The sequence below is a fragment of the Prosthecobacter sp. genome (genome assembly GCF_044227185.1).
GTDB lineage: Bacteria > Verrucomicrobiota > Verrucomicrobiia > Verrucomicrobiales > Verrucomicrobiaceae > Prosthecobacter.
This window is the reverse complement of record NZ_JBGAFO010000004.1, coordinates 281,680-304,364: the sequence shown is the minus strand read 5'-3', so window position 1 is coordinate 304,364 and position 22,685 is coordinate 281,680. Positions and strand designations below refer to the sequence as shown.

At 61.7% G+C, this 22,685-nt stretch carries 22 protein-coding genes; 15 read left to right on the top strand and 7 right to left on the bottom strand.

All coding sequences use genetic code 11. The annotated features are described in order from the left end of the window. Positions 1 to 7 precede the first annotated feature (7 nt). The gene (locus ACILSQ_RS11860) at positions 8 to 502 is read left to right on the top strand and encodes a hypothetical protein (protein ID WP_395743842.1); all 495 of its coding nucleotides are present in this window, start codon (positions 8 to 10) and stop codon (positions 500 to 502) included. Here the strand turns inward: ACILSQ_RS11860 and ACILSQ_RS11855 are convergent. Then, on the bottom strand, positions 487 to 1,407 hold the full coding sequence (locus ACILSQ_RS11855; protein ID WP_395743841.1) for an aldo/keto reductase family oxidoreductase: 921 nt from the start codon (positions 1,405 to 1,407) through the stop codon (positions 487 to 489). The genes ACILSQ_RS11860 and ACILSQ_RS11855 overlap by 16 nt on opposite strands. Before the next feature lie 102 nt (positions 1,408 to 1,509). Then, the gene (rpsT, locus tag ACILSQ_RS11850) at positions 1,510 to 1,776 is read right to left on the bottom strand and encodes a 30S ribosomal protein S20 (RefSeq protein ID WP_395743840.1); all 267 of its coding nucleotides are present in this window, start codon (positions 1,774 to 1,776) and stop codon (positions 1,510 to 1,512) included. A gap of 136 nt (positions 1,777 to 1,912) precedes the next feature. Between rpsT and ACILSQ_RS11845 the strand changes: the two genes are divergently transcribed. Beyond that, positions 1,913 to 2,173, top strand: coding sequence for a hypothetical protein (locus ACILSQ_RS11845; protein WP_395743839.1), 261 nt, complete (start codon positions 1,913 to 1,915; stop codon positions 2,171 to 2,173). On the opposite strand, the gene ACILSQ_RS11840 is transcribed toward ACILSQ_RS11845, so the two are convergent. Beyond that, positions 2,170 to 2,613, bottom strand: a complete 444-nt coding sequence (locus ACILSQ_RS11840) for a SufE family protein (protein WP_395743838.1) — start codon at positions 2,611 to 2,613, stop codon at positions 2,170 to 2,172. The two genes, ACILSQ_RS11845 and ACILSQ_RS11840, sit on opposite strands and share 4 nt — an antisense overlap. Before the next feature lie 2 nt (positions 2,614 to 2,615). Continuing rightward, positions 2,616 to 3,590, bottom strand: coding sequence for a PmoA family protein (locus ACILSQ_RS11835; RefSeq protein WP_395743837.1), 975 nt, complete (start codon positions 3,588 to 3,590; stop codon positions 2,616 to 2,618). Between the two features lie 92 nt (positions 3,591 to 3,682). Here ACILSQ_RS11835 and ACILSQ_RS11830 point away from each other — a divergent pair, with 92 nt between their 5' ends. Continuing rightward, positions 3,683 to 4,537 carry a sugar phosphate isomerase/epimerase family protein gene (locus tag ACILSQ_RS11830; protein WP_395743836.1) on the top strand — a complete coding sequence of 285 codons (855 nt, stop codon included), beginning with the start codon at positions 3,683 to 3,685 and terminating at the stop codon, positions 4,535 to 4,537. 39 nt (positions 4,538 to 4,576) lie between these two features. Here ACILSQ_RS11830 and ACILSQ_RS11825 read toward each other — a convergent pair whose 3' ends face one another. Both ACILSQ_RS11825 and ACILSQ_RS11820 read right to left on the bottom strand, forming a co-directional pair. Continuing rightward, entirely contained in the window at positions 4,577 to 5,569 is a 993-nt protein-coding gene (locus ACILSQ_RS11825) for a GDSL-type esterase/lipase family protein (RefSeq protein WP_395743835.1), read from the bottom strand. After that, a complete protein-coding gene (locus ACILSQ_RS11820; protein WP_395743834.1) occupies positions 5,566 to 5,979 on the bottom strand; it encodes a hypothetical protein in 414 nt (137 codons plus the stop codon). Before ACILSQ_RS11820 ends, ACILSQ_RS11825 begins: the two co-directional genes overlap by 4 nt. Before the next feature lie 59 nt (positions 5,980 to 6,038). On the opposite strand from ACILSQ_RS11820, the gene ACILSQ_RS11815 reads away from it, so the two are divergent. Both ACILSQ_RS11815 and ACILSQ_RS11810 read left to right on the top strand, forming a co-directional pair. Beyond that, positions 6,039 to 6,374, top strand: coding sequence for a hypothetical protein (locus ACILSQ_RS11815; RefSeq protein WP_395743833.1), 336 nt, complete (start codon positions 6,039 to 6,041; stop codon positions 6,372 to 6,374). A 1-nt stretch (position 6,375) separates the two neighbouring features. Beyond that, positions 6,376 to 6,783 (top strand): hypothetical protein, encoded by a 408-nt coding sequence (locus tag ACILSQ_RS11810; protein ID WP_395743832.1) that lies wholly within the window; start codon positions 6,376 to 6,378, stop codon positions 6,781 to 6,783. Between the two features lie 11 nt (positions 6,784 to 6,794). On the opposite strand, the gene ACILSQ_RS11805 is transcribed toward ACILSQ_RS11810, so the two are convergent. After that, a complete protein-coding gene (locus ACILSQ_RS11805; RefSeq protein ID WP_395743831.1) occupies positions 6,795 to 7,745 on the bottom strand; it encodes a hypothetical protein in 951 nt (316 codons plus the stop codon). 104 nt (positions 7,746 to 7,849) lie between these two features. On the opposite strand from ACILSQ_RS11805, the gene ACILSQ_RS11800 reads away from it, so the two are divergent. The 10 genes from ACILSQ_RS11800 to ACILSQ_RS11755 all read left to right on the top strand — a co-directional run bounded on the left by ACILSQ_RS11800 (position 7,850) and on the right by ACILSQ_RS11755 (position 22,678). Next, positions 7,850 to 10,342 (top strand): PSD1 and planctomycete cytochrome C domain-containing protein, encoded by a 2,493-nt coding sequence (locus ACILSQ_RS11800; RefSeq protein ID WP_395743830.1) that lies wholly within the window; start codon positions 7,850 to 7,852, stop codon positions 10,340 to 10,342. Next, a complete protein-coding gene (locus ACILSQ_RS11795; RefSeq protein WP_395743829.1) occupies positions 10,339 to 11,766 on the top strand; it encodes a DUF1501 domain-containing protein in 1,428 nt (475 codons plus the stop codon). Before ACILSQ_RS11800 ends, ACILSQ_RS11795 begins: the two co-directional genes overlap by 4 nt. A gap of 58 nt (positions 11,767 to 11,824) precedes the next feature. After that, entirely contained in the window at positions 11,825 to 12,853 is a 1,029-nt protein-coding gene (gene tdh / locus ACILSQ_RS11790; RefSeq protein ID WP_395743828.1) for an L-threonine 3-dehydrogenase, read from the top strand. Between the two features lie 51 nt (positions 12,854 to 12,904). Beyond that, on the top strand, positions 12,905 to 13,900 hold the full coding sequence (locus ACILSQ_RS11785) for a LysR family transcriptional regulator (protein ID WP_395743827.1): 996 nt from the start codon (positions 12,905 to 12,907) through the stop codon (positions 13,898 to 13,900). A gap of 18 nt (positions 13,901 to 13,918) precedes the next feature. Then, positions 13,919 to 15,160 (top strand): DUF3472 domain-containing protein, encoded by a 1,242-nt coding sequence (locus ACILSQ_RS11780; RefSeq protein WP_395743826.1) that lies wholly within the window; start codon positions 13,919 to 13,921, stop codon positions 15,158 to 15,160. Positions 15,161 to 15,224: 64 nt separating this feature from the next. After that, positions 15,225 to 16,049 carry an alpha/beta hydrolase family protein gene (locus ACILSQ_RS11775; protein WP_395743825.1) on the top strand — a complete coding sequence of 275 codons (825 nt, stop codon included), beginning with the start codon at positions 15,225 to 15,227 and terminating at the stop codon, positions 16,047 to 16,049. Between the two features lie 49 nt (positions 16,050 to 16,098). After that, complete coding sequence (locus ACILSQ_RS11770) at positions 16,099 to 17,289, top strand: glycine C-acetyltransferase (RefSeq protein WP_395743824.1); 1,191 nt, start codon at positions 16,099 to 16,101, stop codon at positions 17,287 to 17,289. 16 nt (positions 17,290 to 17,305) lie between these two features. After that, complete coding sequence (locus ACILSQ_RS11765) at positions 17,306 to 18,682, top strand: L-serine ammonia-lyase (RefSeq protein WP_395743823.1); 1,377 nt, start codon at positions 17,306 to 17,308, stop codon at positions 18,680 to 18,682. 19 nt (positions 18,683 to 18,701) lie between these two features. Next, a complete protein-coding gene (locus tag ACILSQ_RS11760; protein WP_395743822.1) occupies positions 18,702 to 22,019 on the top strand; it encodes a S41 family peptidase in 3,318 nt (1,105 codons plus the stop codon). Beyond that, a complete protein-coding gene (locus tag ACILSQ_RS11755; RefSeq protein ID WP_395743821.1) occupies positions 22,016 to 22,678 on the top strand; it encodes a basic secretory protein-like protein in 663 nt (220 codons plus the stop codon). The genes ACILSQ_RS11760 and ACILSQ_RS11755 overlap by 4 nt, the downstream gene beginning before the upstream one ends. Positions 22,679 to 22,685 lie beyond the last annotated feature (7 nt).

The window sequence follows — 22,685 nt, the reverse complement described above, 5'->3', positions numbered from 1 at the left end:
TTTAGACATGAAGAAAATCATTCTGCGCAGCCTGCTGGTGCTGTTCGTCATTGAGGGGCTGTGGCTGGCGTGGTGGGTTTTCGGGCGTTCGCCGGAAACCCAGGTGCGTGCCGCTCAGGAAAAGCTGGTCAAGGCGGTGGAGGAGCGGGACTGGAAGGCGCTGGAGAAGCTGCTGAGCCCGGCCTACACCGATGCCTTCGGCCACAACCGCGACTCCGCGATTGCGGACGGGCGCAAGTATCTCAGCACTTTCTTCACCCTGACGCTGAAAACGGACCAGACAAAGATCGAGGCCGTGAAAGGGCAGGGGATCGTGAGCATGATGATCCGGCTGGAAGGCAATGGCGTGGGCTACAGCCAGGCGATTCTAGGGCACGTGAACCAGATGACCGAGCCGTGGGTGTTTCACTGGAACAACCCCGGCCGCTGGCCCTGGGAGTGGCAGGTGAACATGATCCACAACGACCAGCTCCGCAGCGCCGCGTCCTACGGCACGCCGTGACCCTTCGCGGCTTCCCACAGGCCGTACCAGTCTTCCCGGTCCAGCTTGAGGTCCGCCGCCTTCACCACCGCCTGGATGCGCTCCAGCTTGTTGGTGCCGATGATCGGCAGAGGGCAGGAAGGATGGGCCATGATCCAGGCATAGGCGAGCTGGTCGAGCGTGGCACCGCCGTATTTGGCGGAGAGTTCGGCGGCCTTGGCATGGAGCCTGAGGGCCTCGGGGCTGGTCTTTTCCATCAGGGCACCTTTGGCCAGGGGAGACCAGGCCATGGGGAGGATGCGCTGGCGCTGGCACTGGTCCGCCGTGCCGTCGTAGATCGGGTCCATGTGGAGCAGGCTGAACTCGATCTGGTTCGTCACCAGAGGCTGGTCCATGCGGGAGTTCAGCAGGTCAAACTGGTGCACGTTGTAATTGGAAACGCCGGCGCTGCGGATTTTGCCGTCCTTGAGGAGCTTGTTCAGGCCTTCGGCGGTCTCGTCGGCGCTGGTGAGCCAGTCGGGGCGGTGGACGAGGAGGAGGTCGATCTCATCGATGCCCATGAGGCGCAGGGATTTTTCGGCGCTTTTGATGATCCGGGCGGCGGTGACATTGTAGTGCGCCACTTTGCGGTCAGGATGAAACTCGCAGGGGATGTAGATGCCGCATTTGGTGACGATCTCGATCTTGCTGCGGAAGGAGGGGTCCAGCTTGAGAGCTCCGCCGATGGCCTCCTCCACCTTGTACACGCCGTAGATTTCGGCGGTGTCCAGCGTGGTGATGCCCATGTCTGCACAGGCCTTGAAACGGCTGAGCAGGGCCTGTGGGGCGCAGTTGGCCGGGTCTGTCTCGTCGAGGATGCGCCACGTTCCGTAAACAAGGCGGGAGAACTCGGGACCGTTGGGGGCAATCTTGTGGCGGGTGATCATGGTGGGTGGGCCGATCTTTGCCGCCCTTGCGCCGTCCGACAAACAAAAAACGGCATCTCCTGCGAGATGCCGTTTTGAAATTGTTGCTGCTGAACGCTGCGCTTACTTCGTCAGGGCGCTGACCTTGAGGGCCAGGCGGCTCTTCAGACGGGAGGAGGTGTTCTTCTTGAGGACGTTGGTCTTGGCGGCCTTGTCCGTGGCGGAGGCAAATTCGCTCAGGCTGGCTGCTGCTGCGGCGGCGTCCTTCTTGTCGATGGCGGCGATCACCTTCTTGCGCAGGGTGCGGATGCGGCTTTTCACCGTCTGGTTGTGGGCGGTGCGAGCCGTCGTTTTGCGGATGTCTTTTTCTGCGGAGCGGATATTGGCCATAAAAGGGGCGGGGGGAAAGGGCGGCGAGAATAGGACCACTGGCCCACCCTGTCAAACTGGAATCTGCCTGTGAAGCCCCGGCAGGTTTTGCTTGGCTAAGGCCGGCAATTCCGATAGAACCGTTCCCATACCCGCCATGATCGAAGTCGAAATCTACGCTCCCGGCCTCCGGTCGGACTCCAATGTGATGCAGCTCCGCAACCAGATGGACCACTTTCCGAAGGTCCGCTACAAGGTGGATGCCCGCCATGACCTGGTCTATTTCGAGATCGACAAGCCCGGGGACATCAGCCAGATGGAAATCCACCAGATCTTTGACGCCATTGATCTGCAGCCGCGGTTTGTGGGCCAGATCCCCGAGCAACTGCGTACCGGGCAGACCACGCGGCTGGCCTAGGCGGCCGCGGCCAGCTTCCGGGCGGCCTCTTTCATACGGCCCAGCACATAATAGACGGTCTGGCTGCGCAGCCGCACCAGGTCCGCGCCGACGATGCGTGGAACGAAGTCCGGAGGCACGGCAAGAACCTCCGCGAGCGTGCAGCCATTGAGCCCGCGGCAGAGGATGGTGGTCATGGCCTTGGTCAGGGTCTGAACCCTGGGGCCCAGGCTGACGGCAAAGTGAACGTGGCTTCCATGATGAAGGCGGGCATGCACTCCCACGGTGTCTGTGCACTCGGCATCGTGCCGCACATCCTCCAGGGCAAAGGCCTCGCCTTCTTTCGGCGCGTAGCCTGGCGCAGCGGCGGCCAGGTCGATCAAATTATCCCGCCGCTCGCCTTCCGGGAGCGATTCGAAAAAGGAGATCAGTTCGCCCAGGGCGGCGGGGTATTCGGCCATGCTCACTTCTTGGCCGGTTTTGGCGCCAAATCCACCACGGGCATCGCGGTGAATTTCTGCCACTGCGCCTCGCTTTCGGCCTGGGTGGCCACGCCGTCATGCACCCACAGCGCGTAGCGGACGCGGAGCTTTTTCTCCTCGGTGACCTCCACGGGGGTGTCCAGGCTCAGGCAGCAGCCCATCCAGCCGTCATTGCGCACATGGAAGGCGGTGGGGTTGTGCGGATTCATGGGGTGATTCATGAGGGTGATGCCGCCGAAGCCGTCGGCGTCGTTGGTGATGCGGCCGCTGTAGTCGCACCAGCGCGCCGGTTTGCGGAAGATGGCCTCCTCATTGAGCTGCCCTTCGGAGTTGAGGATGCGCCCGCCGCCGTCATGCACGCCGATGCTTTTGGCCATGCGCACTGCGACCAGTCCGAAACCCGTGGCGCCAAAGGTGGTGGTCTTGCCCTTGGGCGGAGTGAATTCCAGATCGATGATCATGAACCAGCTCTTCGCGCCATCAATGGGGCGGATTTCCGTGCGGCGAATTTCGGTGAGCTGGATGGACTTGTCGGCCTCGCTGATCCAGCGGTTGACCATGCGCATGGAGGTGAATTCGTCGGTGTCTTCGTAGCCTTCGCGGGAGACCTCCACATTGATGATGCGGCCCTGTTTCTTGGCGTAGTCGCCCCAGAAGTCGAGGTCGTTCACCATGTTGTGCGTCACCCACACGCTGTTGTGGTGGGAATGAGTGAGCGGATCGTGCGGATGGCCCATGCGGGTGAGGCTCACGTCCTTGGAGGCGCGGATGGGGTAGCAGAAGGGGCGCATGTCCAGCGGATCGAAATGCATGGCGGTGAGTTCACGGCCATCGAGCTGGAAGGAGGTGATGTGATGCGGCAGCGGCACCGCCTGCAGGCGCGGGATGGGCTTTGCCGTGGGGAGTTGCGCCAGGGCGGCCGTGGTGGAGAGCAGAAACAGGAGCGGGAACTTCATGGTGCCTTTCAAAACGCTGCTTCCGGGCCGCTTTTCCATTCTCGCTTCTTCCATTTCGCGAAGAACTCGCCAGACTTCCTGCTCCACCCACCATGAAGCATCTCCTTCTCTCCCTCCTTTTCGCGAGCGCCTCCCTGGCGGCCACGATTCCTGACGCCGCCAAAGTCGGCCAGTTCTACGCCGGCTGCCAGGCCTACAGCTTCAACAAGTACAACGTGTTTGAAGCCATCGACAAAACCGCCCAGTGCGGCGGCAAGACCATCGAGTTTTATCCCGGGCAGAAGTTCTCCACGACCAAGCCGGACGCCAAGTGGGACCACAACGCCACGCCGGAAATGATCGACGAAGTGATGAAACATCTGGAGTCGAAGGGACTCACCGCCGTGGCCTACGGCGTGGTAGGACTCGGCAAGGACGATGCGAACAACCGCAAGATTTTTGAATTCTGCAAGAAGCTGGGCATCGGCGTGGTGGTCACCGAGCCGGATGTGACCGCGCTGGATAACATCGAAGCGCTGGTGAAGGAGTTCGACATCAAGATGGCCATCCACAACCATCCGAAGCGTCCGCTGGACCGCGCCTACATGTTCTGGGACCCGAACTACGTGCTCGGCCTGGTGAAGGACCGCGACCCCCGCATGGGCGCCTGCGCCGACGTGGGCCACTGGGTGCGCAGCGGACTGAATCCCGTGGACTGCATCAAGATCCTCAAGGGCCGCATCTTCGACAGCCACATGAAGGACCTCAATGAGTTTGGTGATCCCAAAGCTCACGATCTCCCCTTCGGCACCGGCAAGAGCGACATCCCAGCCATCCTCGCCGAATACACCGCCCAGGGCTACCCCGGCCCGCTTCACTGCGAGTACGAGTACCACTGGGAGACCAGCGTGCCCGAAATCACCCAGTGCCTGGACTTCATCCGCAACTGGAAGCCCGCTGCGAAGTAATCCGTTGATCCAAGGAGTGGGGGACTCTGTCCCCTATTCTCAAGGTGCCTCACCCATGAGCTTCTTCACCGTCGGCTCGATGGCCTCCGCCCAGATGCGATAGCCTTTTTCATTGGGGTGGAGGAAGTCCGGCATGATGTCCTTGGTGATCAAGCCTTCGGGCGTGAGGAACTTCGGTCCAATGTCGAGGAAGGTGACGCCGTTCTTGCCATCCAGCTTGGCGATGATGCCATTGATCTCGGCGATCTTCTCGCGCTGCGGGTTGGGTTTTTCACCGCGCGGGAAAACGCCGAGCAGCAGGATTTTGGACTGCGGCAGGCGCTGGTTGAGCTCCTTCACGATGGCTTCGATGCCCTGGGCGATGTCGGGCGCGGAGCAGTTCCCGGTGTTGTTGGTGCCGATCATCATGACGACGAGTTTGGGCGCGATGCCGTCGATAGCGCCGTGCTGCAAACGCCAGAGAACGTTTTCGGTTTTGTCCCAGCCGAAGCCGAGGTTGCCAGGATTGCGCGGGGCGTAGAATTCGCCCCAGGTCTGCGGGCCGCGCAGCGCGTAGCCATCGAACTGCTCGCCACCGAAGAAGTGGGTGATGGAGTCGCCGATGAAGAGAATCTGCGGCTTCGCTTTCTTCACCGCCGCACTGGTGAGGGCGTGGCGTTTTTCCCAGTCGTAGCTGGGCCAGCTGCGATCCTGGGTGACGGGGACGACGGTGCTGGGCAGAGCGGAGTGTCCGGGCAAGGGCTCAAATGTAGCCTGACCCGCATCGCTCATGGTTTTGCGGTCTTTGGAGAAGGCCCGCGCTTTCAGCGTGCCGCCGGAGGCGAGATCAATGGGGGCAAGGTAGGGATTGGACTTCGCGCTGGGGTCTGCTCCATCCAGGGTGTAGAGGAGGGTGGTGTCTGGCGTGGCGCTTTGAAGAGTCACGCTGCCGGCGGCATCCCGTTTGATCTCAGGCGGTGCGATCTGAAGCGCCGTCTGGGCGTGGAGCAGGGGACTGAAAACGAGAAGGGAGAGAAGCGCTTTTTTGCTCATGGAAAGGACAGACTAACGAGAATGCCGCGTGCTGTCCATGCCAGCGTGCGAATCCAGTTGGTCAGAATGAGGCGGTGGATGAGCCGGGCGTCGAAGCCGCGCATGAGGCGGAGGTGGATGGGCGCCTGAAACACCGCCGTGCACAGCCAGATGAGGGGGATCAAACCGATGCTGATGACAAAGAGCGACGAGCGCTGCCCCGCGTACAACAGCCAGGCAGCGGTGGTGATTTCGACAAAGAGCAGCGGCGCGATGATGAGGCCGATGCGGAAGCAGTGCGCGAAGTCAAAACTTTTGAACTCCGCGGAGCCGACTCGCAGAAACTGCGGGTAGGCGAGAATCTGGATGACCCAGATCAGGCCGACGAGCATCCAGGTGACCGCGAGGTGGAGAATGAACGAGGGGCTCATCCTTCACAGAAAGCAATTTGTGATTGTCATCGCGAGTGGAATCTGAAAAAAATCGCGGCATGAGTATTAATCCTGCTCTTCCAGCCATGGCAGTCCCGGCAGCCATTGCGATGGTTGTCCTTCTCCGAAAATCGTCTCTTCGCTGGCGCTGCGCGGCATTGGCGGGGATCGCGGCGCTTTGGCTCTGGGGCACGTCTTTCACGCTATGGAGCTTCCTGAACTACTGCCTGGCGGTGCGCATGAAAGGAATGAGTGATCCGGTGGCGGTAGGGCATCATGTTGGGGAGGCTTTGATCAACGCGGCGGCGACTCAAGCTTCGACGGCACCACTGCTCATCGCCATTACGGTGACGTTTTTCATTCACAAACCGCAGGTTGCAGGGAGGGATGCATAACATGAATGCGATCACCGAAGCGGACTCCATGGAAATGCATTACAGCCTTTTGGATGTGGTGAAAATGATGGGCTGGTCAGCCTGGCCTGTCTTTCTTTGGACCCTGTTGCTGCTGGTGCTCGGCGCCATTGCGCTGGTGAAGCGTTTTCCGCCGGGCAAGTGCTGGGCTTTCGTGATCGGGGCTTTTGTGCCGGCTTGCTACGGTGTGGCCGGCACGGTGACGGGGGCGATGAGTGCTTTTGCCACACTGAGAAGCGGCGGATTATCGGACCCGGCCAAATTTCATGGAGCTCTTCATGAGATCTCGCTTGCTGCCACAGCAGGCTTTTTTTGCTCTGCGGTGCTGATGACCCTGGCGATTTTTGTCTGGCTGAGGAGCCAGAGCAGGATCGAGCAGCCGCTGTCATGACAGGCCCGTGATTACTTGTTTAGGGAGCCAACATCCGCCGCCTGATGCAGCTTCATCATCTCAGCATCGCTCAAGGCGCGATTGAACACCGCTAGGCCGCCGAACCTGCCGATGGTTGCCTCTCCCGTCATGGAGCCGACGGCCATGCGCGCGCCGACGGTGAAATCAGAAGGGGCGATCTTGGTCTTCGCGTGAAGGGCGGGGTCGTATTTGAAGATGCCGCGGCCGTGGTAGTAGGGATTCATGCCGCGGTCTTTGCCATCCGGGCCTTCCTTGGTGAAGTAGGGATCATTGCGCTTGTCTTTGACGGCATCGAGCTGGCGCGAGTCCAGCACGCCGTTGATGTAGGCGCGGATGTATTTGGAGTCGTAAGTGAAGGCCAGCGTGCACCACTTCTCCTCGGGCACTTCGAGCCTGGTGGCGGCGTAGTCGGCGCACCAGGGGAACTTGCTGCCGTCCGCGCGCATGGTCACGCCGCCTTCGCTGCTGATGTGAGGCACCAGATTGCGCGGGCCGCCGTAGGTGGGCATGTTCATGAGCAGCGCATACTGCCGCGTGCCGGTGTCGTCGTTCGCGCCTTTCCCCTCGCTCCACATGCCGGCGATGGTGCGGCTTTTTTTGAGATCGACGATGCGCACGACGGCGAAGAGGGTGACCTGCGCGTCCTTGCCGGAGATGTTGAGGTCGCCCGTCTCGGCATGCTTGATTTCGAAGTACTGGTGGCCGTTCAAATCCGCCGAGTAGCCGGAGAAGGGGCCGCCGGCCGTGCGCTTGATGGGGCCGTTCACCTCGGAGAGCGGATGCTTTTCCGGGGTGCCCTGCGAGGCGCGCTTCTGACCTTCGTCCTCGCCAAAAGTCCAGAAGGCGACGAGGCTCGGGGTCTTCTCAATGACAGCGGCGTCACCGGCGAGGGCTGCGAAGGAAAACGAGGCGGCAAAAAACGAGGAGAGGATCGTGCGCATGGGAATGAGGGAAGAATGGGAGACAGATCAAGGCTTGGGAAAGCTGTTTTTGGACGATAAAGAGCGCGTCAGCGGGTGCGTAATGTTTGGACCGGTCTTACCCCATGAAGAAAATCGTCCTCCAATCTGCCAGCACCAGCGCGCCGTTTCGCGGCGTGGCGGTGCTGGCATGGGCTGCCTTCGCCGCACTGCCGGCAGCGGCGGTGGATTATGAAAAAGAGATCAAGCCCCTGCTGAAGGAGCGCTGCTATGCCTGCCATGGGGCTTTGAAGCAGAAGGCGGACCTCCGACTCGACACCGCGGCCGCCATGCGCAAGGGCGGTGACAATGGCGATATTCTCGCCCGTGATTCGTCGCTCCTGCTGGAGCGCGTGACGACCACGGACAAGAGCGACCGCATGCCGCCGGAGGGCGAGGGCTCGATGCTCACGAGTGAGCAGGTGGCCAAGCTGAAGGCATGGGTTGATGCGGGTTCGCCTGCGCCTGCAAACGAACTGCCCGAGGTGGATCCGCGCGCGCACTGGGCCTACCAGCCGCCGCGTTCCTCCAGCAAACCGATGGATGCGCTGCTGGCGGAGCGCCTGGCGGCGAAAGGACTGAAGCCGCAGGAAGAAGCCGCGCCGGAAATCTGGCTGCGCCGCGTGTATCTGGATCTCATCGGACTGCCGCCTTCGGCGGAGCAGATCACGACCTTCCTGCGGGACACCACCCTGCCGGCGCGGCGGCGCGTGGTGGATGAACTGCTCGCGTCACCGCAGTATGGCGAGCGCTGGGCGCGGCACTTCATGGACCTCTGGCGCTACTGCGACTGGTATGGCCTGGGGCCGCAGCTCCGCCACAGTCAGAAACACATCTGGCACTGGCGCGACTGGATCGTCGAATCTCTGAACGCGGACAAAGGCTATGACCGCATGATTGTTGAACAGCTCGCCGGGGATGAACTCGCGCCCGCAGACCGCGACACCCTTCGTGCCACCGGCTTCCTGGCGCGCAGCTACTATCTTTTCAACCGCACCACGTGGCTGGACGAAACGATTGAGCACACCTGCCGCGCCTTCCTCGGTGTGACCATGCAGTGCGTGAAATGCCATGATCACAAATACGATCCTATCGAGCAGGCCGACTATTACCGCATGCGCGCCATCTTTGAGCCACTGCATGTGCGTCTCGATCCCTGGCAGGGTGAAACGGACTTTGAGAAGAACGGCCTGCCGCGTGTCTTTGACCTCCATCTTGACCAGCAGACTTACCGCCACGTGCGCGGGGATGAGAAGAATGAGGACAAATCGAAGTCGATGACGCCAGGCATTCCGCAGGTGCTCGCTTTCGCCTCGTTCCAGCCCCAGGCGGTGAAGCTGCCACCAGCCTCTGCGCAGCCGGTGCTGCTGCCGTTTGTGCTTGGCGATCATCTGCATGCTGCGGATCTGCAATTGGAGGCGGCACAGAAGGCGAATGACTCTGCCGCTGTCAAAGCCGCCAGCCTGCGCATTGCGATGATCCAGGCGGTCTATGCGGCTGATCTCGCGAGGAATGACAAGGCTGTCGCCAAAGCCGCGGCGCTGGCCGAGGCGCGGTATCTGCTGGCCAGGGCCGAGCTCGATCTCGCCAAAGCGGAAAAGGACCCGCAGGCGAAGGACGCCGAAAAGAAGATCAAAGCTGCGCGGGAAACGCTCGACAAAGCCCAAAAGAAAGCCGCCGAGCCGGGTGAAAGCTACACCTCCCTGCCTGCGAGCCTGAAAGCGCAGGAGGGGCCGGAGGAAAAAACCAACGCCGCTGTGCAGACCTACCCTGAATCGAGCACGGGGCGCAGGCTTGCCTTTGCGCAATGGGTGGCGGACAAACGCAATCCGCTCACGGCCCGCGTGCTGGTGAATCAGGTGTGGATGCGGCACTTCGGTGCTTCGCTCGTGGCGGGGGTGGATGATTTTGGCCGCCGCTCGCCGGCGCCGCTGCACCAGGACATTCTCGACACGCTCACGGTCGATTTCATGAGCAACGGCTGGAGCCTGAAGCACCTGCACCGCGTCATGGTTCTCTCCGAAGTGTACCGCCGCAGCTCCTCCAATGCCGGAGCGGATGCCCGAACCCTGGCCGCTGATCCTGACAATGCCTGCTACTGGCGCATGAATCCCCGCCGCATGGAAAGCCAGGTCGTGCGCGACAGTCTGCTGCAACTGGCCGGGAAACTGGACCTCACTCTCGGCGGTCCCAGTCTGAATCCGGCGACTTCGGAAACGAGCCCGCGCCGTTCGCTTTACTTCACGCAGAACGCGGATGTGGAGGACCGTTTCCTCGCCACGTTTGACAATGCCAACGTCCTGGAATGCTACCGCCGGAATGAGAGCGTGGTGCCGCAGCAGGCGCTGGCGCTGACGAACAGCAGGCTCAGCCGCGAAAGCGCTGACAAGCTGGCCGCCAGACTCGGCCAGCTCGATGAGAAGGCGTTCATCGCGCAGGCTTTCCTGGCGGTGCTGGGCCGCGCACCGACCGTTGCGGAGCAGGAGACGAGTCTGGCCGGCTTCGTGGCCTTGAAGCAAAACCGCAGCCTCTTTTTGCAGGCGCTGCTCAACCACAACGACTTCGTCACCCTGCGATGAACTTTCCGCTGCACCATCCCACGCCCTTCCTCCGTCGTGACATCCTCGGCGGCCTGGGCTGCATTGCCGTGGCGTCCATGCTGAGAGCCGAGGAGGCGTGGCGGCCGCCGAGCGGTCTCCCGATGATTCCGGCGAAGGCAAAGCGGGTGATCTGGGTCTTCATGCGCGGCGGGGTCAGCCACATGGAGAGCTTTGATCCCAAGCCGATGCTGACGAAGTATGCGGGCAAGAGCATCGCTGAGACGCCGTTCAAAAGCGTGCAGGACCCGGCCAAGCTCAAGAAGGTGCGCGTGGTGGTGGTGAATGATGCGAACGGGCAGCAGCGCAATGTCATCTACCCGCTGCAGACTGGCTTCAAGCGCTACGGCCAGTGCGGCATCGAGATCAGCGACTGGTTTCCGCACATCGGCTCCTGCGCGGATGAGATAGCCTTCATCCGCAGCATGTGGACCACGGACGACAACCACGGCGCGCAGGTGCAGTTTCACAGCGGGCGGCACATGCTGGAGCCGCGCGTGCCGACCATTGGCGCCTGGATCAGCTACGGTCTCGGCTCCATGACGGACAACCTGCCCTCCTTCATCAACATGGGGCCGCGCTACTTTGACATCCGCGACGGCCACTACCTGGGGCCGGCGTATGACGCGGTGAACTTGAAGGTGGACCCCAAAAATCCGCTCACGTTTGCCACGCCTGAAATCGCGGTCGGCAGAGCCGAGCAGGCGGCGCAGTTTGATCTCATCCACAAGCTCAACACGCTCAATGCCGAAGAGTATCCTGGCGACAAAACGCTCGCCGCCCGCATGAAGAGCTACCAGCTTGCTTACAACATGCAGACCGCCGTGCCGGAGACGATGGACCTGGAAGCCGAGAGCGCTGAAACCAAAAAGCTCTACGGCATGGACGACAAGGTGACCGAGCCCTTTGCGCGGCAGCTCCTCGTCGCCCGCCGTCTGGCCGAGCGCGGTGTGCGCTTCATCCAGCTCCAGCATGGCGATGGCGCCGCCGGTGCCTGGGATTCGCATTCGGGCCTGAAGAAGAACCACTCCATGCTGGCGCAGCAGGTGGACAAACCCATTGCGGGACTGCTCAAGGATCTGAAGCAGCGTGGGATGCTGGACGATACGCTGGTGGTTTTCGCCACCGAATTTGGTCGCACGCCTGGATCTCAGGGCAGTGACGGCCGCGATCATCATCCCTTTGGCTTCAGCGTCTGGATGGCCGGAGGTGGTGTCAAAGGCGGCACCGTGCACGGCAGCACGGATGAGCTGGGCTTTCATGCCGTGGAGCACCCGCACTATGTCACGGATGTGCATGCCTCCATTCTGCATCTGCTGGGGCTGGACCCGCATCAGCTTGAAGTTCCGGGCCGCAAGCGGCTGGAGCGTGACTTTGGGCAGGTGATTCCTGAAATCCTTGCCTAGAGGCCAAAGTTTAGGGTTGCCAATTTACCGGATATGTGTCCAATATACCGACACAACCATGAAGGCACTCGTCAAAGCAAGGTCGGAACGCGGTCTCTGGCTCCAGGATGTCCCGGAGCCGCAGGTGGGCATCAATGATGTTCTGATCAAGGTTCACAAGACCGGCATCTGCGGCACGGACCTGCACATTTACAAATGGGATGCGTGGGCGCAGAAGACCATCCCGGTGCCGATGGTCGTCGGGCATGAGTTTGTGGGCGAAGTCGTCGCCGTGGGCTCGAATGTGAATGATTTCCATCCGGGAGAAATCGTCAGCGCCGAGGGACACGTGGTGTGCGGCCGCTGCCGCAACTGTCTGGCGGGACGGCGGCATCTTTGCAAGGACACCGTGGGCATCGGGGTGAACCGTACCGGCGCCTTCGCCGAATACATCAGCGTGCCGATGACGAATGTGTGGCATCACCGCGATGGCGTGGATGAAGAAGTGGCGAGCATCTTCGACCCCTTCGGCAATGCGGTGCATACGGCGCTGGCCTTCGAATGCCTGGGTGAAGACGTACTCATCACCGGGGCGGGGCCCATCGGCATCATGGCCATTCCCGTCGTGAAGCACGCAGGCGCCCGGCACGTGGTCATCACGGACGTGAACGAATACCGTCTGGATCTGGCACGGAAGATGGGCGCGACGCATGCGGTGAACGTGACGAAGGAGAAGATCGAGGACGTGCAGAAGCAGCTCGGCATGAAGGAGGGCTTTGACGTCGGGCTGGAAATGAGCGGGAACGCCGCCGCCTTCCGCAGCATGATCGACAACATGTGTCACGGCGGCAAGATCGCCATGCTCGGCATCCCGAGCGAGCAGATCGCCATCGACTGGAACAAGGTCATCTTCAACATGCTCACCATCCACGGCATCTATGGCCGGGAGATGTACGAGACGTGGTACCAGATGAGTGTGATGCTGGAAAGCGGGCTCAACATCAAGCCGGTGATCACGCACCGTTTTCACTACACCGAGTTTGAGAAGGGCTTTGCCGCGATGGAGTCCGGAAATTGCGGCAAGGTGGTACTGGACTGGGCCTCGTAAATTGTTCGTCCATTGCTTTCCTTTGCTCCATCCATTAGGAGTTGGCTAACGATGAAAGTCAAACGCAGCACTCCCCGTAGAATCGGCGCAGCCGTGGAAACTCCAGCACGGCGCTACTTCAAAGAAGTGCGCTTTCGCCAGATCCGCTCGCTGGTGGAACTCTCGCGGCAGGGGAGCTTTGCGGCGACCGCGGCGGCACTGGACCTGGCGGTGCCCTCCGTGTGGCAGCAGATTCGTTCGCTTGAGGATGAATACGGCGTGCAGTTCGTGGTGGCGGAGGGGTCAAAGGTCTCGCTGACCGACGATGGACGTGCCCTGGTGGATCTCGCGGCGCCGCTGGTGGAGTCCTTTGATGGACTGCGGGCCATGTTTGAGGAGCGCCGCAGCACGGCGGCACGCACGCTGACGGTGGTGGCTCCGCCGACCATGATCGCGGGTGCGCTGCGGCGTCCCATCATTGCCTACCGCCAGCATCACCCCAAAGTGAAGCTCGTGCTGCTGGACCGCACCTCTTACCTCGCCCGGCAGGTGATCGAGCAGGACGGCGCTGATCTCGCGGTCATGGGCATGGCGGAAGGCGACGAACCGATGCCGCAGTTTCAGTGCCTGCCTCTGACGCGCTTTGCCTTTCACCTCATCTGCCCGGCGAATCACGCGCTGCTGCAGACGCGGCAGCTCACGCTGGCGGGCATCGTCAATGAACCGCTGGTGCTCGCGCCGGAGGAGAGCAGTTCGCACCGGCAGATCCGCCGGGTGTTTGCCCGCGCCGGACTGGTCGAGCGGATGAATGTGACCATGATGGCCACCAATCGTGCGTTGCTGTTGAACTATGTCGCCATTGGATTTGGCATCGCCATAGGAACGGCCGCGGCGGGAGTCAGACTTCCCAAGCGCACGGCTGGCGAGGCCGAGATTGTGTTCCGGGATGCGTCCGATCTCTTTGGGTACGAGGACGTCTTTCTGGTGCAGCGCAAGGGCCGCTTTGAGCCGCCACATGTCCGCGCCTTCCGCGAGCTGGTGGTGAAAGCCTTCCGCAGTGAATCTTGATCCGAACGGACTCAAAGCATGAACACCACATCAATGACTCGAACCACTCTTCTCGCGGCCGTTTTCGGCCTTCTGTCTCATGCGCATGTGCATGCGGAGCTGAAGGTGCCGGCTTTCACCGCCTATGCGGAGCTCGATGCCGGCGGCGTCACCATCTCCAAGGAGAAGGGCGTCACCGGCTGGACGGACAAAAAGCAGCGGGTGCTGTGGTTCGGCGAGATCAAGTCGGCTGGCAAGCTCAGCGCGGTGATCCGGGCGAAAGGCGATGACGGACGCAGCCTGCGGCTGACGGTCGGAGGGCAGAGCCTCGAAGCAACGATCAAGAAGGGCACGGCGTCTTTTGGTGAATTTGAAATCGCCAAGCCGGGATACGTGCGCTTTGAACTGGCCACCCGCAGTGGCGGGGATGAAAAGGGAGAGATCGAGGCCATGGTGCTCGACGGTCCTGCGATCAAAGGCGCGCACTTCAATCTGGAGCCGCGTCGCAACGCCGCCTCGGTGCATCTGTTCTACCCCACGCCGAAGGACGCGCCGATCGCGATGTTTTACAATGAGGTCACGGCGGTGGAGGCCCCTGTGGCCACGTATTACATGGCCTGTGGTTTCAGCCGGGGATACTTCGGAATGCAGGTGAACTCGCCGAAGGAGCGCCGCATCATCTTCTCCATCTGGGATGCGGGCAGCGGCCAGAATGCGAAAGACCGCAGCAGTGTCTCCGCTGACAATCAGACGCAGTTGCTTGCGAAAGGGCCCGGTGTGGAGGCCAGTGTTTTCGGCAATGAAGGCACCGGCGGGCATTCGCATCTCGTGTATCCATGGAAAACCGGCGAGGCGCAGAAGTTTGTGGTCGCCGTGAAGCCGGAGGGGGATCACACGACCTACAGCGGCTTCTGGTTTCATCCGGAAAAGAAGGCCTGGATGCTCATCGCGAGCTTTCGCGCGCCGAAGGACGGGAAATATCTGCGCGGGCTCTATTCGTTCAGCGAAAACTTTGGCGGGCAGAACGGGCACCTGCAGCGCAAGGCCTTGTACGGTCCGCAGTGGATCGCCACTGCGGATGGCAAATGGACCGAGCTGACCCGGGCGACTTTCAGCCACGACGGCACGGGCAAGGTCAGCCGGCTGGACCGTTTTATGGGTGTGGAGAAAGGGCGTTTCTTCCTTTCCCAGGGAGGTTTCGTGGAAGGCTTCACCGAATTTGGCAAAGCTTTTGACCGCCCGGCCTCGGAGGGGCCGCCAAAACTCACGCTGCCGCAGTGAGCCGTGCCGGCGGATTGAGGTTTGATCGGGTAGGCAGGGGGTGTAATCTCATCCCCTTCTGCTGATGAAAACCGCTTTCTTCCTCGCCCTGGTCCTTGCCTGCTGCTGCGTGTCCGCGCATGCGGATGATTTGAAACCGCGCCTGCAAGCCACGGGTGTCACTGCAACGACCGCCGCGGACTTCCATGGATTCGCGGAGCTCGATTTCGCGCTTCCAGGTGATGGCGCTGAATGCAAAATCGTTTCGCCGAAGAAGACTGCGGCAGGCAGCCCGTGGGTGTGGCGCGCGCGCTTCTGGGGACATGAGCCTGCTTTTGAGATTGCGCTTTTGGAGCAGGGTTATCACGTGGCCTACTGTGATGTGGTTGAATTCTGGGGAGCTCCCAAGGCTGTGGAGCGCTGGAACCAGTTTTATGCGCTGACGCAAAAGATCGGACTCGGGCCCAAGCCGGTGCTGGAGGGCATGAGCCGTGGCGGCACCTACATCTTCAACTGGGCGAAGGCCAACCCCGGAAAAGTCACCGCCATCTATGCAGACAATCCGCTGCTGGATCTGCGTGCCTTTCCGAACAATACGAAGGAGGCGCGCGCCATGCGGAAAGAATGCCTGGAGAGCTATGGCATCACCGAAAAGCAGCTTCCGGATTTCAAGGGGAGCCCGATCGATGGACTGGAAGGCCTGGCGGCGGCCAAGGTGCCAGTGTTCCTTGTGCTTGGCATGAAGGACGATGTGGTTCCGCCGAAGCTGCATGCGGATGTGCTGGAGGCCCGCTACAAGGCGCTCGGCGGAACCGTCAGACGCTGGGAAAAGCCTGAGGCGGGGCATCATCCGCATGGTCTGGATCCGGTGCAGCCGCTTGTGGATGCGGTGCTGGAGGCGGCGAGGTAAAAAGACTTGTTGCCAAAATACAGGACATGCATCCAGTATATCGGCAGACATGAATCCAACCTTTTTGACTCATCTCGCGGCGCAGATCGATGCGATCCGCGCCGCAGGCACGTACAAGCGCGAGCGTGTGCTCTCCACCCCGCAGGGCACTCTGGTGCGCGCGAATGGCGGCAAGGCGGTGCTGAACCTGTGTGCCAACAACTACCTCGGCCTGGCGCAGCATCCGAAGGTGCGGCAGGCCGCGCACGAGGCGCTGGAGCACTGGGGCTACGGGCTGGCCAGCGTGCGCTTCATCTGCGGCACCCAGGGCGTGCACAAGGAGCTGGAGGCCTCTTTGTCGGACTTCCTCGGCACGGAGGACACAATCCTCTACGGCTCATGCTTTGATGCGAATGGCGGCCTGTTTGAGACGATCCTTGGACCGGAGGATGCGATCATCAGCGACGAGCTCAACCATGCCTCCATCATTGACGGGGTGCGTCTGTGCAAAGCGCAGCGCTACCGCTACAAAAACTGCGACATGGCCGATCTGGAGGCGCAGCTGGTCGCCGCAGATGCCAAAGGCGCGCGCTTCAAGCTCATCGCCACGGATGGGGTGTTCTCCATGGACGGCTTCATCGCGCCGCTGAAGGCGATCTGTGATCTGGCGGATAAGTACGGCGCGCTGGTGATGGTGGATGATTCCCACGCCGTGGGCTTCATGGGAAAAACGGGACGCGGCACGCATGAGCATTGCGAGGTGATGGGCCGCATCGACATTCTGACGGGCACGCTGGGCAAGGCGCTCGGCGGCGCCAGCGGCGGCTACACCAGCGGGCGGAAGGAAATCATCGAGCTGCTGCGGCAGCGCTCACGGCCCTACCTGTTTTCAAACACGCTCTGTCCCAGCATCGCGGGCGCCTCGCTCGCGGCGCTGCATCTGCTGAAGCAGTCCACCCAGTTGCGTGATGCGCTGGAGACCAGCACACGATTCTTCCGTGAACAAATGACGAAGGCGGGATTCAACATCGTGCCGGGTGAGCACCCCATTGTGCCGGTGATGCTGGGCGATGCGGCGCTGGCCGCGAAATTTGCGGACGCGATGCTGGAACGCGGTGTTTACGTCATTGGCTTCAGCTACCCCGTGGTGCCGCAGGGGAAGGCACGCATTCGCACGCAGATCAGCGCAGCACACACGCGGGAGGATCTGGAGACGGCGGTGCGGGCGTTTGCGGCCGTGAAGCAGGAGCTGGGAGTCTGATCACACCTCGCTGCGCATGAGCCTCTCCGTTCTCGATCTTTACACCATCGGCATCGGGCCGAGCAGCTCGCACACGGTCGGGCCGATGCGTGCGGGGAACCGCTTTGTGGCGCATTTGAGGGAGGCGGGACTGCTGGCGCAGACGACGCGTGTGGAAGCGCACCTGTATGGCTCGCTGGCGCTCACCGGCAGAGGCCATGGCACCGACAAGGCAGTGCTCCTCGGCCTCGAAGGCGAGACACCGGAAGCAGTGGACGTGGATGCCGTGCCTGCGAAAATCGAGGCGATCCACACGCAGCAGCGGCTGAAGCTGGGTGGAACGCATGAGGTGCCCTTTCATGAGAAGGACGACCTCGTTTTTCATCGTCTCGAGTCCCTGCCTGAGCATCCGAACGGCATGCGCTTCATCGCGCGTGGGGCCGATGGCGCTGAACTGCTGAGCCGGGTGTATTACTCCATCGGCGGCGGATTCGTGGTGAACGAAGAGACGGCGAAAAGGGACGAGCTGAGCGGACCGCGTGCTTTGCCATACCCCTTCCGCACGGGCGATGACCTGCTGCGGCTGGGGCGGGAAACAGGCCTGAGTGTGAGCGAGCTGACGCTGCGCAATGAATCCGCATGGCGGCCTGAGGCGGACACGCGCGGCGCCCTGCTGCGGGTGTGGCAGGCCATGCAAGCCTGTGTGGAGCGTGGCTGCCATCGGGAGGGCATTCTGCCGGGAGCTTTGAAGGTGGAAAGGCGTGCGCCGAAGATATTCCGCGAACTGAGTGCCAGCCCCGAGGCGGGGCTGCGTGATCCGCTCACGGTTCTGGACTGGGTAAGCCTGTGGGCGATGGCGGTGAATGAAGAAAACGCTGCCGGAGGGCGGGTTGTCACCGCGCCGACGAATGGCGCCGCGGGCATCCTTCCGGCGGTGCTGCATTACTTTGTGCGGGTGCATGGCGGCGCGGATGACGACCGCATCGTGCGCTTTCTGCTCACAGCGGGCGCGATTGGCATGATCTACAAGCTGAACGCGTCCATTTCGGGGGCCGAGGTCGGCTGTCAGGGAGAAGTGGGCGTGGCCTGCTCGATGGCTGCTGGGGCGCTGGCAGAGGTGCTCGGCGGCACAGTCTCGCAGGTGGAAAATGCCGCCGAGATCGGCATGGAGCACAATCTCGGGCTCACCTGCGACCCCATCGGCGGGCTGGTGCAGGTGCCCTGCATCGAGCGCAATGCCATGGGCGCGGTGAAGGCGATCAACGCCGCCCGTCTCGCGCTGCGGGGCGACGGCACGCACCGGGTCTCGCTCGACAAGGTGATCAAGACCATGAGGCAGACCGGGGCAGACATGAGCACCAAGTACAAGGAAACCTCCCGCGGCGGCCTTGCCGTGAACGTTACCGAATGCTGAGACCGTTTAGAGCCACACCATGATGCCACGACTCCTCCTGCCGCTGCTTGTCTGCTCTCATCTCAGTGCGTATGCCGCGGCCGTGCGCCTCGTGCATGAGCCGGCGCTTTCACCGGATGGCAAAACGCTCGCGTTTCAATGGCAGGGGGACATTTGGACGGCACCCAGCAGCGGCGGCCGTGCGACGCGGCTGACGACTCACCCGGCGCTCGATTCCGGAGCGGCATTTTCGCCGGACGGCAAGCAGATTGCCTTCAACAGCGAGCGCGAGGGCAGCAAGCTGCTTTATACCATGCCCGTCGGCGGTGGTGAGCCAAAGCAGCTCACCTTTCACACGGACGGCTGCGATCTGCGTGAGTGGACGCCGGACGGCCAGGGGCTGCTGGTGGGTCTGGGACGTGATTTTTCATGGATGCGCGAGTCACGTGCCGCGCGCCTGGCGATCATCGACGCCCGTGAGCGGAAGGCGGAGCAAGTGCTGTTTGATGACTATGGCTTTGACGGTGTGATCTCGCGGGACGGGCAGAAGGTGCTCTTCATGCGCGAGGGCTCCGAGGCGTGGTGGCGCCAGGGGTACAAGGGATCCCGAGGAGGGCAGATCTGGCTTTTCAATCGCACGGATGGCAGCTTCGAGCAGATCATCAGCGATGAAAACGAGAATCGCTGGCCGCTGTGGCAGCCGGACGGCAAAGGCTTTTACTTCGTGAAGAACGGCAACCTGTGGCAGCATAATTTCGGCAGTGGAAAGGCGGCCCAGATCACTCATTTCAAAGATGATCTGGTCGTCTTTCCCTGCATTTCCAGGGATGGCGGGACGCTGGTCTTCCGGGTGCGTTTTGATTTGTACCGCTGGCACCCTGGCGAGCAGGACCCGATGAAGATCGAGATCGAAGCCGCGCAGGATGCGCCCTCGGACATCACGCGTGTCGTGCTCGAAAAGGCCACGGACATCAGCGTGACGCGCGACGGCATGCAGATGGCCTTCATCGCCGGCGGGGATGTGTGGGTGATGGACACCGAGCTCAAGGAGCCGCGCCGCGTTACGCAAACGGCCGAGGAGGAGCGCGATGTGCTCTTTGCGCCGGATGGGAGAAGGCTTGTTTTCATCAGCGAAGCCCAGGGGCAGACGGACCTGTGGCAGGCCACGCCGGCAAATGTACAAAAAGCCTGGTGGGAAAGCAGTGGGTTCACATTGAAAAAGCTCACGGATGATGCGCAGGCGGAGCGGCACCCGAAATTCACGCGCGATGGCAGGAAGCTCGCATGGGTGCGTGAACGTGGCGACCTCTGGATCGCCGATGCGGATGGGAAGAATGCGAAACGAATCATCGAATCGTGGAATGCGCCGAATTACGAGTTTTCGCCGGACGGGACCTGGATTGTCTATTCGCGCGCGGACGAGTGGTTCAACTCGGACATCTGGCTCGTGCCAGCCGATGGCTCGCGGCCGCCGTTCAATCTGTCACGGCATCCTGACAATGACACGCGGCCCGTGTGGTCGCCGGATGGAAGGATGATCGCGTGGACCGGCAACCGGGAGCTGGACGAGTCGGACATCTTTTATGTGAACCTGCTGGCGGAAGATGACGAAAAGACCAGGCGCGAGCGCACGCTGGCCAGGGTGCGCGAGAAGTACAAGAGAGTGGCAAAGCCGGAGCCCAAGAAGGAGGAGCCTAGAACCAACGACAAGTTGCCGGAGCCCGTGAAGAAGCCTGCCGACGACAAGGCCGTGGTGGCGAAGCCCGAGGAAAAAAAGCCGGGCGCAAACTCGCCTCAGGAAAAGAAGCCTGAACCGCCGAAGCCGTTGGAGAGAAAGCCGGAGCCGCTGAAGATCGACTTTGCCGACATTCATGACCGCATTCACCGCATTAAAATCACCAACACGGTGGAGCACTCGCTGGTGTGGTCGCCGGATTCAAAAAGGCTGGTCTTTCAGTCGCAGTTTGAAGAGAGGAAATCGACGCGGAGCGTGGAGTTTCCAGAGGGCTTGATTCCCAAAACACTCAGCCCTGCAGCGCTGACCAACATGGAGTGGCTGAGGACGGATGACCAGATCGTGGGTCTGCTGGATGGCAAGCCCGCGAGCCTTTCCGGCAAAGGCGGCGAGCCAAAGACCTTCGCCTTCCGGGCGCAGCAAAGCTACTCACGGGCTGAAAAGCAGCGGGCCGTCTTTGACCAATGCTGGCAGACGATGCGTGATTCCTTTTATGACGAACGCCATGGGAATCGAGACTGGGATGCCGTGCGCGCCAAGTATCGCGACATGGCGGGGGAGGCGCCTGACATGAACGGCGCGGGTGAATGCGTGTGGCTCATGCTTGGCGAGCTGAACGGCTCGCATCTCGGCTTTACCTGGAATTCCGGCAGCACGCCGCCTGCGGCCTGGCGGGATGAAACTGCGCATCTGGGCCTGCGCTTTGATGCCACGTTTGCCGGCCCAGGCTGGAAGGTGCGGGATGTCATCGCCAAGTCACCCGCGAGCCACAAGAGCAGCCGGGTGGAAGCCGGGGAGATCGTTTTGAAGGTGGACGGACAGCAGGTGATGCCTGACACGGATGTGAGCCGTGTGCTGAACGGACCCATGGACCGCGACATCGTGCTAACCGTGAAAAATGGAGACAAGCAGCGCGAGGTGACGCTGCGCCCGATCAGCTTCATCACCGCACGAAAGCTGCTGTATGATGCATGGATTCATGAAAGCCGCCGTGCCGTGGAGCAGGCCTCAAACAACACGCTGGGCTACCTTCATATCAGCGCCATGGACGACGCCAGCTTCCAGAAGTTTCAGGAGGAGCTGTATGATGCGGGCGCAGGCCGGGACGGCCTGATCATTGATGTGCGCGAAAATGGCGGCGGCTCCACGACGGATCATCTGCTCACCGCACTGCAGCAGCCGCGCCATGCCATTGCCATGCCGCGCGGCAGCAGCACGCCCGGCTACCCGCAGGACCGCATGATCTACGCCACCTGGCAGAAGCCGGTGGTCGTGCTGTGCAACCAGAACAGCTACAGCAACGCGGAGGTCTTCAGCCATGCCATCAAAACGCTGAAGCGCGGCCAGCTCGTCGGTGTGCAGACTGCTGGGGGCGTGATCAGCACGGGCTCGGCGGCAATCATGGACGTGGGCACTCTGCGCCTGCCGTTTCGCGGCTGGTACGTTCTTGAATCCGGCCAGGACATGGAGCTCAATGGTGCGCGGCCCGATCACGTCGTCTGGCCGCAACCGGGCGACAAAAAGGACCGACAGCTCGACAAGGCGGTCGAAGTGCTCAAGCAGGACGTCGCCGCGTGGAAGAAGCGTCCGCAGCCAAAACTCATCAAAGCCTCCGAACGATGAAACTCATTCCATTCCTGCTGCTGAGCCTTGCCCTTGGATTGCATGCGGAACCTCGCACGGTGGTCAAGATCGCCACCGAGGGCGCCACCGCGCTGGTGGACACGAACGACGCGCCCGATTTGAAGGAGTGGGGCAGCAAGGCGGGGACCTTGTGCGTGGAATGGTTTCCCAAAATTGCCGCCTTGCTGCCGAGCGAGGGTTTTACCGCCCCAAAGGAGGTCACGCTTTATTTTGACCCAAAAATGAAGGGGGTGGCGCATGCGGCCGGGGGGAGGATCACGATCTCCGCCGCCTTTGTGCGAACGCACCTCAATGACTGGGGCATGGTGGTGCATGAACTCACCCATGTGGTCCAGGACTATCCGCTTGGAGGGCCGGGCTGGCTGGTCGAAGGCATCGCGGACTACATCCGCATCGTCCATTTTGAGCCGCAGGCGCCGAGGCCAAAGCTTGATCTGGCGAAGGCCAGCTACAAGGATGCCTACAAAACCGCGGCAATGTTTTTGGAATGGATCGAGCTGCATCATACCGCGGGCGTGGTGGTGAAACTGAACGCCGCGCTCCGCGGAGGCACGTATCAAGAAGAGTTGTGGAGCAGTCTCACCGGGAAGACGGTGGACGAGCTCTGGGCCTTGTTTATGAAATCGCTGCAGCCCTGATCCTGAT

Excerpts from the sequence above, each read along its gene's own strand:
- ACILSQ_RS11860 (WP_395743842.1), top strand. The coding sequence starts at position 8 with ATGAAGAAAATCATTCTGCGCAGCCTGCTGGTGCTGTTCGTCATTGAG.
- ACILSQ_RS11855 (WP_395743841.1), bottom strand. The coding sequence starts at position 1,407 with ATGATCACCCGCCACAAGATTGCCCCCAACGGTCCCGAGTTCTCCCGC.
- rpsT (WP_395743840.1), bottom strand. The coding sequence starts at position 1,776 with ATGGCCAATATCCGCTCCGCAGAAAAAGACATCCGCAAAACGACGGCT.
- ACILSQ_RS11845 (WP_395743839.1), top strand. The coding sequence starts at position 1,913 with ATGATCGAAGTCGAAATCTACGCTCCCGGCCTCCGGTCGGACTCCAAT.
- ACILSQ_RS11840 (WP_395743838.1), bottom strand. The coding sequence starts at position 2,613 with ATGGCCGAATACCCCGCCGCCCTGGGCGAACTGATCTCCTTTTTCGAA.
- ACILSQ_RS11835 (WP_395743837.1), bottom strand. The coding sequence starts at position 3,590 with ATGAAGTTCCCGCTCCTGTTTCTGCTCTCCACCACGGCCGCCCTGGCG.
- ACILSQ_RS11830 (WP_395743836.1), top strand. The coding sequence starts at position 3,683 with ATGAAGCATCTCCTTCTCTCCCTCCTTTTCGCGAGCGCCTCCCTGGCG.
- ACILSQ_RS11825 (WP_395743835.1), bottom strand. The coding sequence starts at position 5,569 with ATGAGCAAAAAAGCGCTTCTCTCCCTTCTCGTTTTCAGTCCCCTGCTC.
- ACILSQ_RS11820 (WP_395743834.1), bottom strand. The coding sequence starts at position 5,979 with ATGAGCCCCTCGTTCATTCTCCACCTCGCGGTCACCTGGATGCTCGTC.
- ACILSQ_RS11815 (WP_395743833.1), top strand. The coding sequence starts at position 6,039 with ATGAGTATTAATCCTGCTCTTCCAGCCATGGCAGTCCCGGCAGCCATT.
- ACILSQ_RS11810 (WP_395743832.1), top strand. The coding sequence starts at position 6,376 with ATGAATGCGATCACCGAAGCGGACTCCATGGAAATGCATTACAGCCTT.
- ACILSQ_RS11805 (WP_395743831.1), bottom strand. The coding sequence starts at position 7,745 with ATGCGCACGATCCTCTCCTCGTTTTTTGCCGCCTCGTTTTCCTTCGCA.
- ACILSQ_RS11800 (WP_395743830.1), top strand. The coding sequence starts at position 7,850 with ATGAAGAAAATCGTCCTCCAATCTGCCAGCACCAGCGCGCCGTTTCGC.
- ACILSQ_RS11795 (WP_395743829.1), top strand. The coding sequence starts at position 10,339 with ATGAACTTTCCGCTGCACCATCCCACGCCCTTCCTCCGTCGTGACATC.
- tdh (WP_395743828.1), top strand. The coding sequence starts at position 11,825 with ATGAAGGCACTCGTCAAAGCAAGGTCGGAACGCGGTCTCTGGCTCCAG.
- ACILSQ_RS11785 (WP_395743827.1), top strand. The coding sequence starts at position 12,905 with ATGAAAGTCAAACGCAGCACTCCCCGTAGAATCGGCGCAGCCGTGGAA.
- ACILSQ_RS11780 (WP_395743826.1), top strand. The coding sequence starts at position 13,919 with ATGAACACCACATCAATGACTCGAACCACTCTTCTCGCGGCCGTTTTC.
- ACILSQ_RS11775 (WP_395743825.1), top strand. The coding sequence starts at position 15,225 with ATGAAAACCGCTTTCTTCCTCGCCCTGGTCCTTGCCTGCTGCTGCGTG.
- ACILSQ_RS11770 (WP_395743824.1), top strand. The coding sequence starts at position 16,099 with ATGAATCCAACCTTTTTGACTCATCTCGCGGCGCAGATCGATGCGATC.
- ACILSQ_RS11765 (WP_395743823.1), top strand. The coding sequence starts at position 17,306 with ATGAGCCTCTCCGTTCTCGATCTTTACACCATCGGCATCGGGCCGAGC.
- ACILSQ_RS11760 (WP_395743822.1), top strand. The coding sequence starts at position 18,702 with ATGATGCCACGACTCCTCCTGCCGCTGCTTGTCTGCTCTCATCTCAGT.
- ACILSQ_RS11755 (WP_395743821.1), top strand. The coding sequence starts at position 22,016 with ATGAAACTCATTCCATTCCTGCTGCTGAGCCTTGCCCTTGGATTGCAT.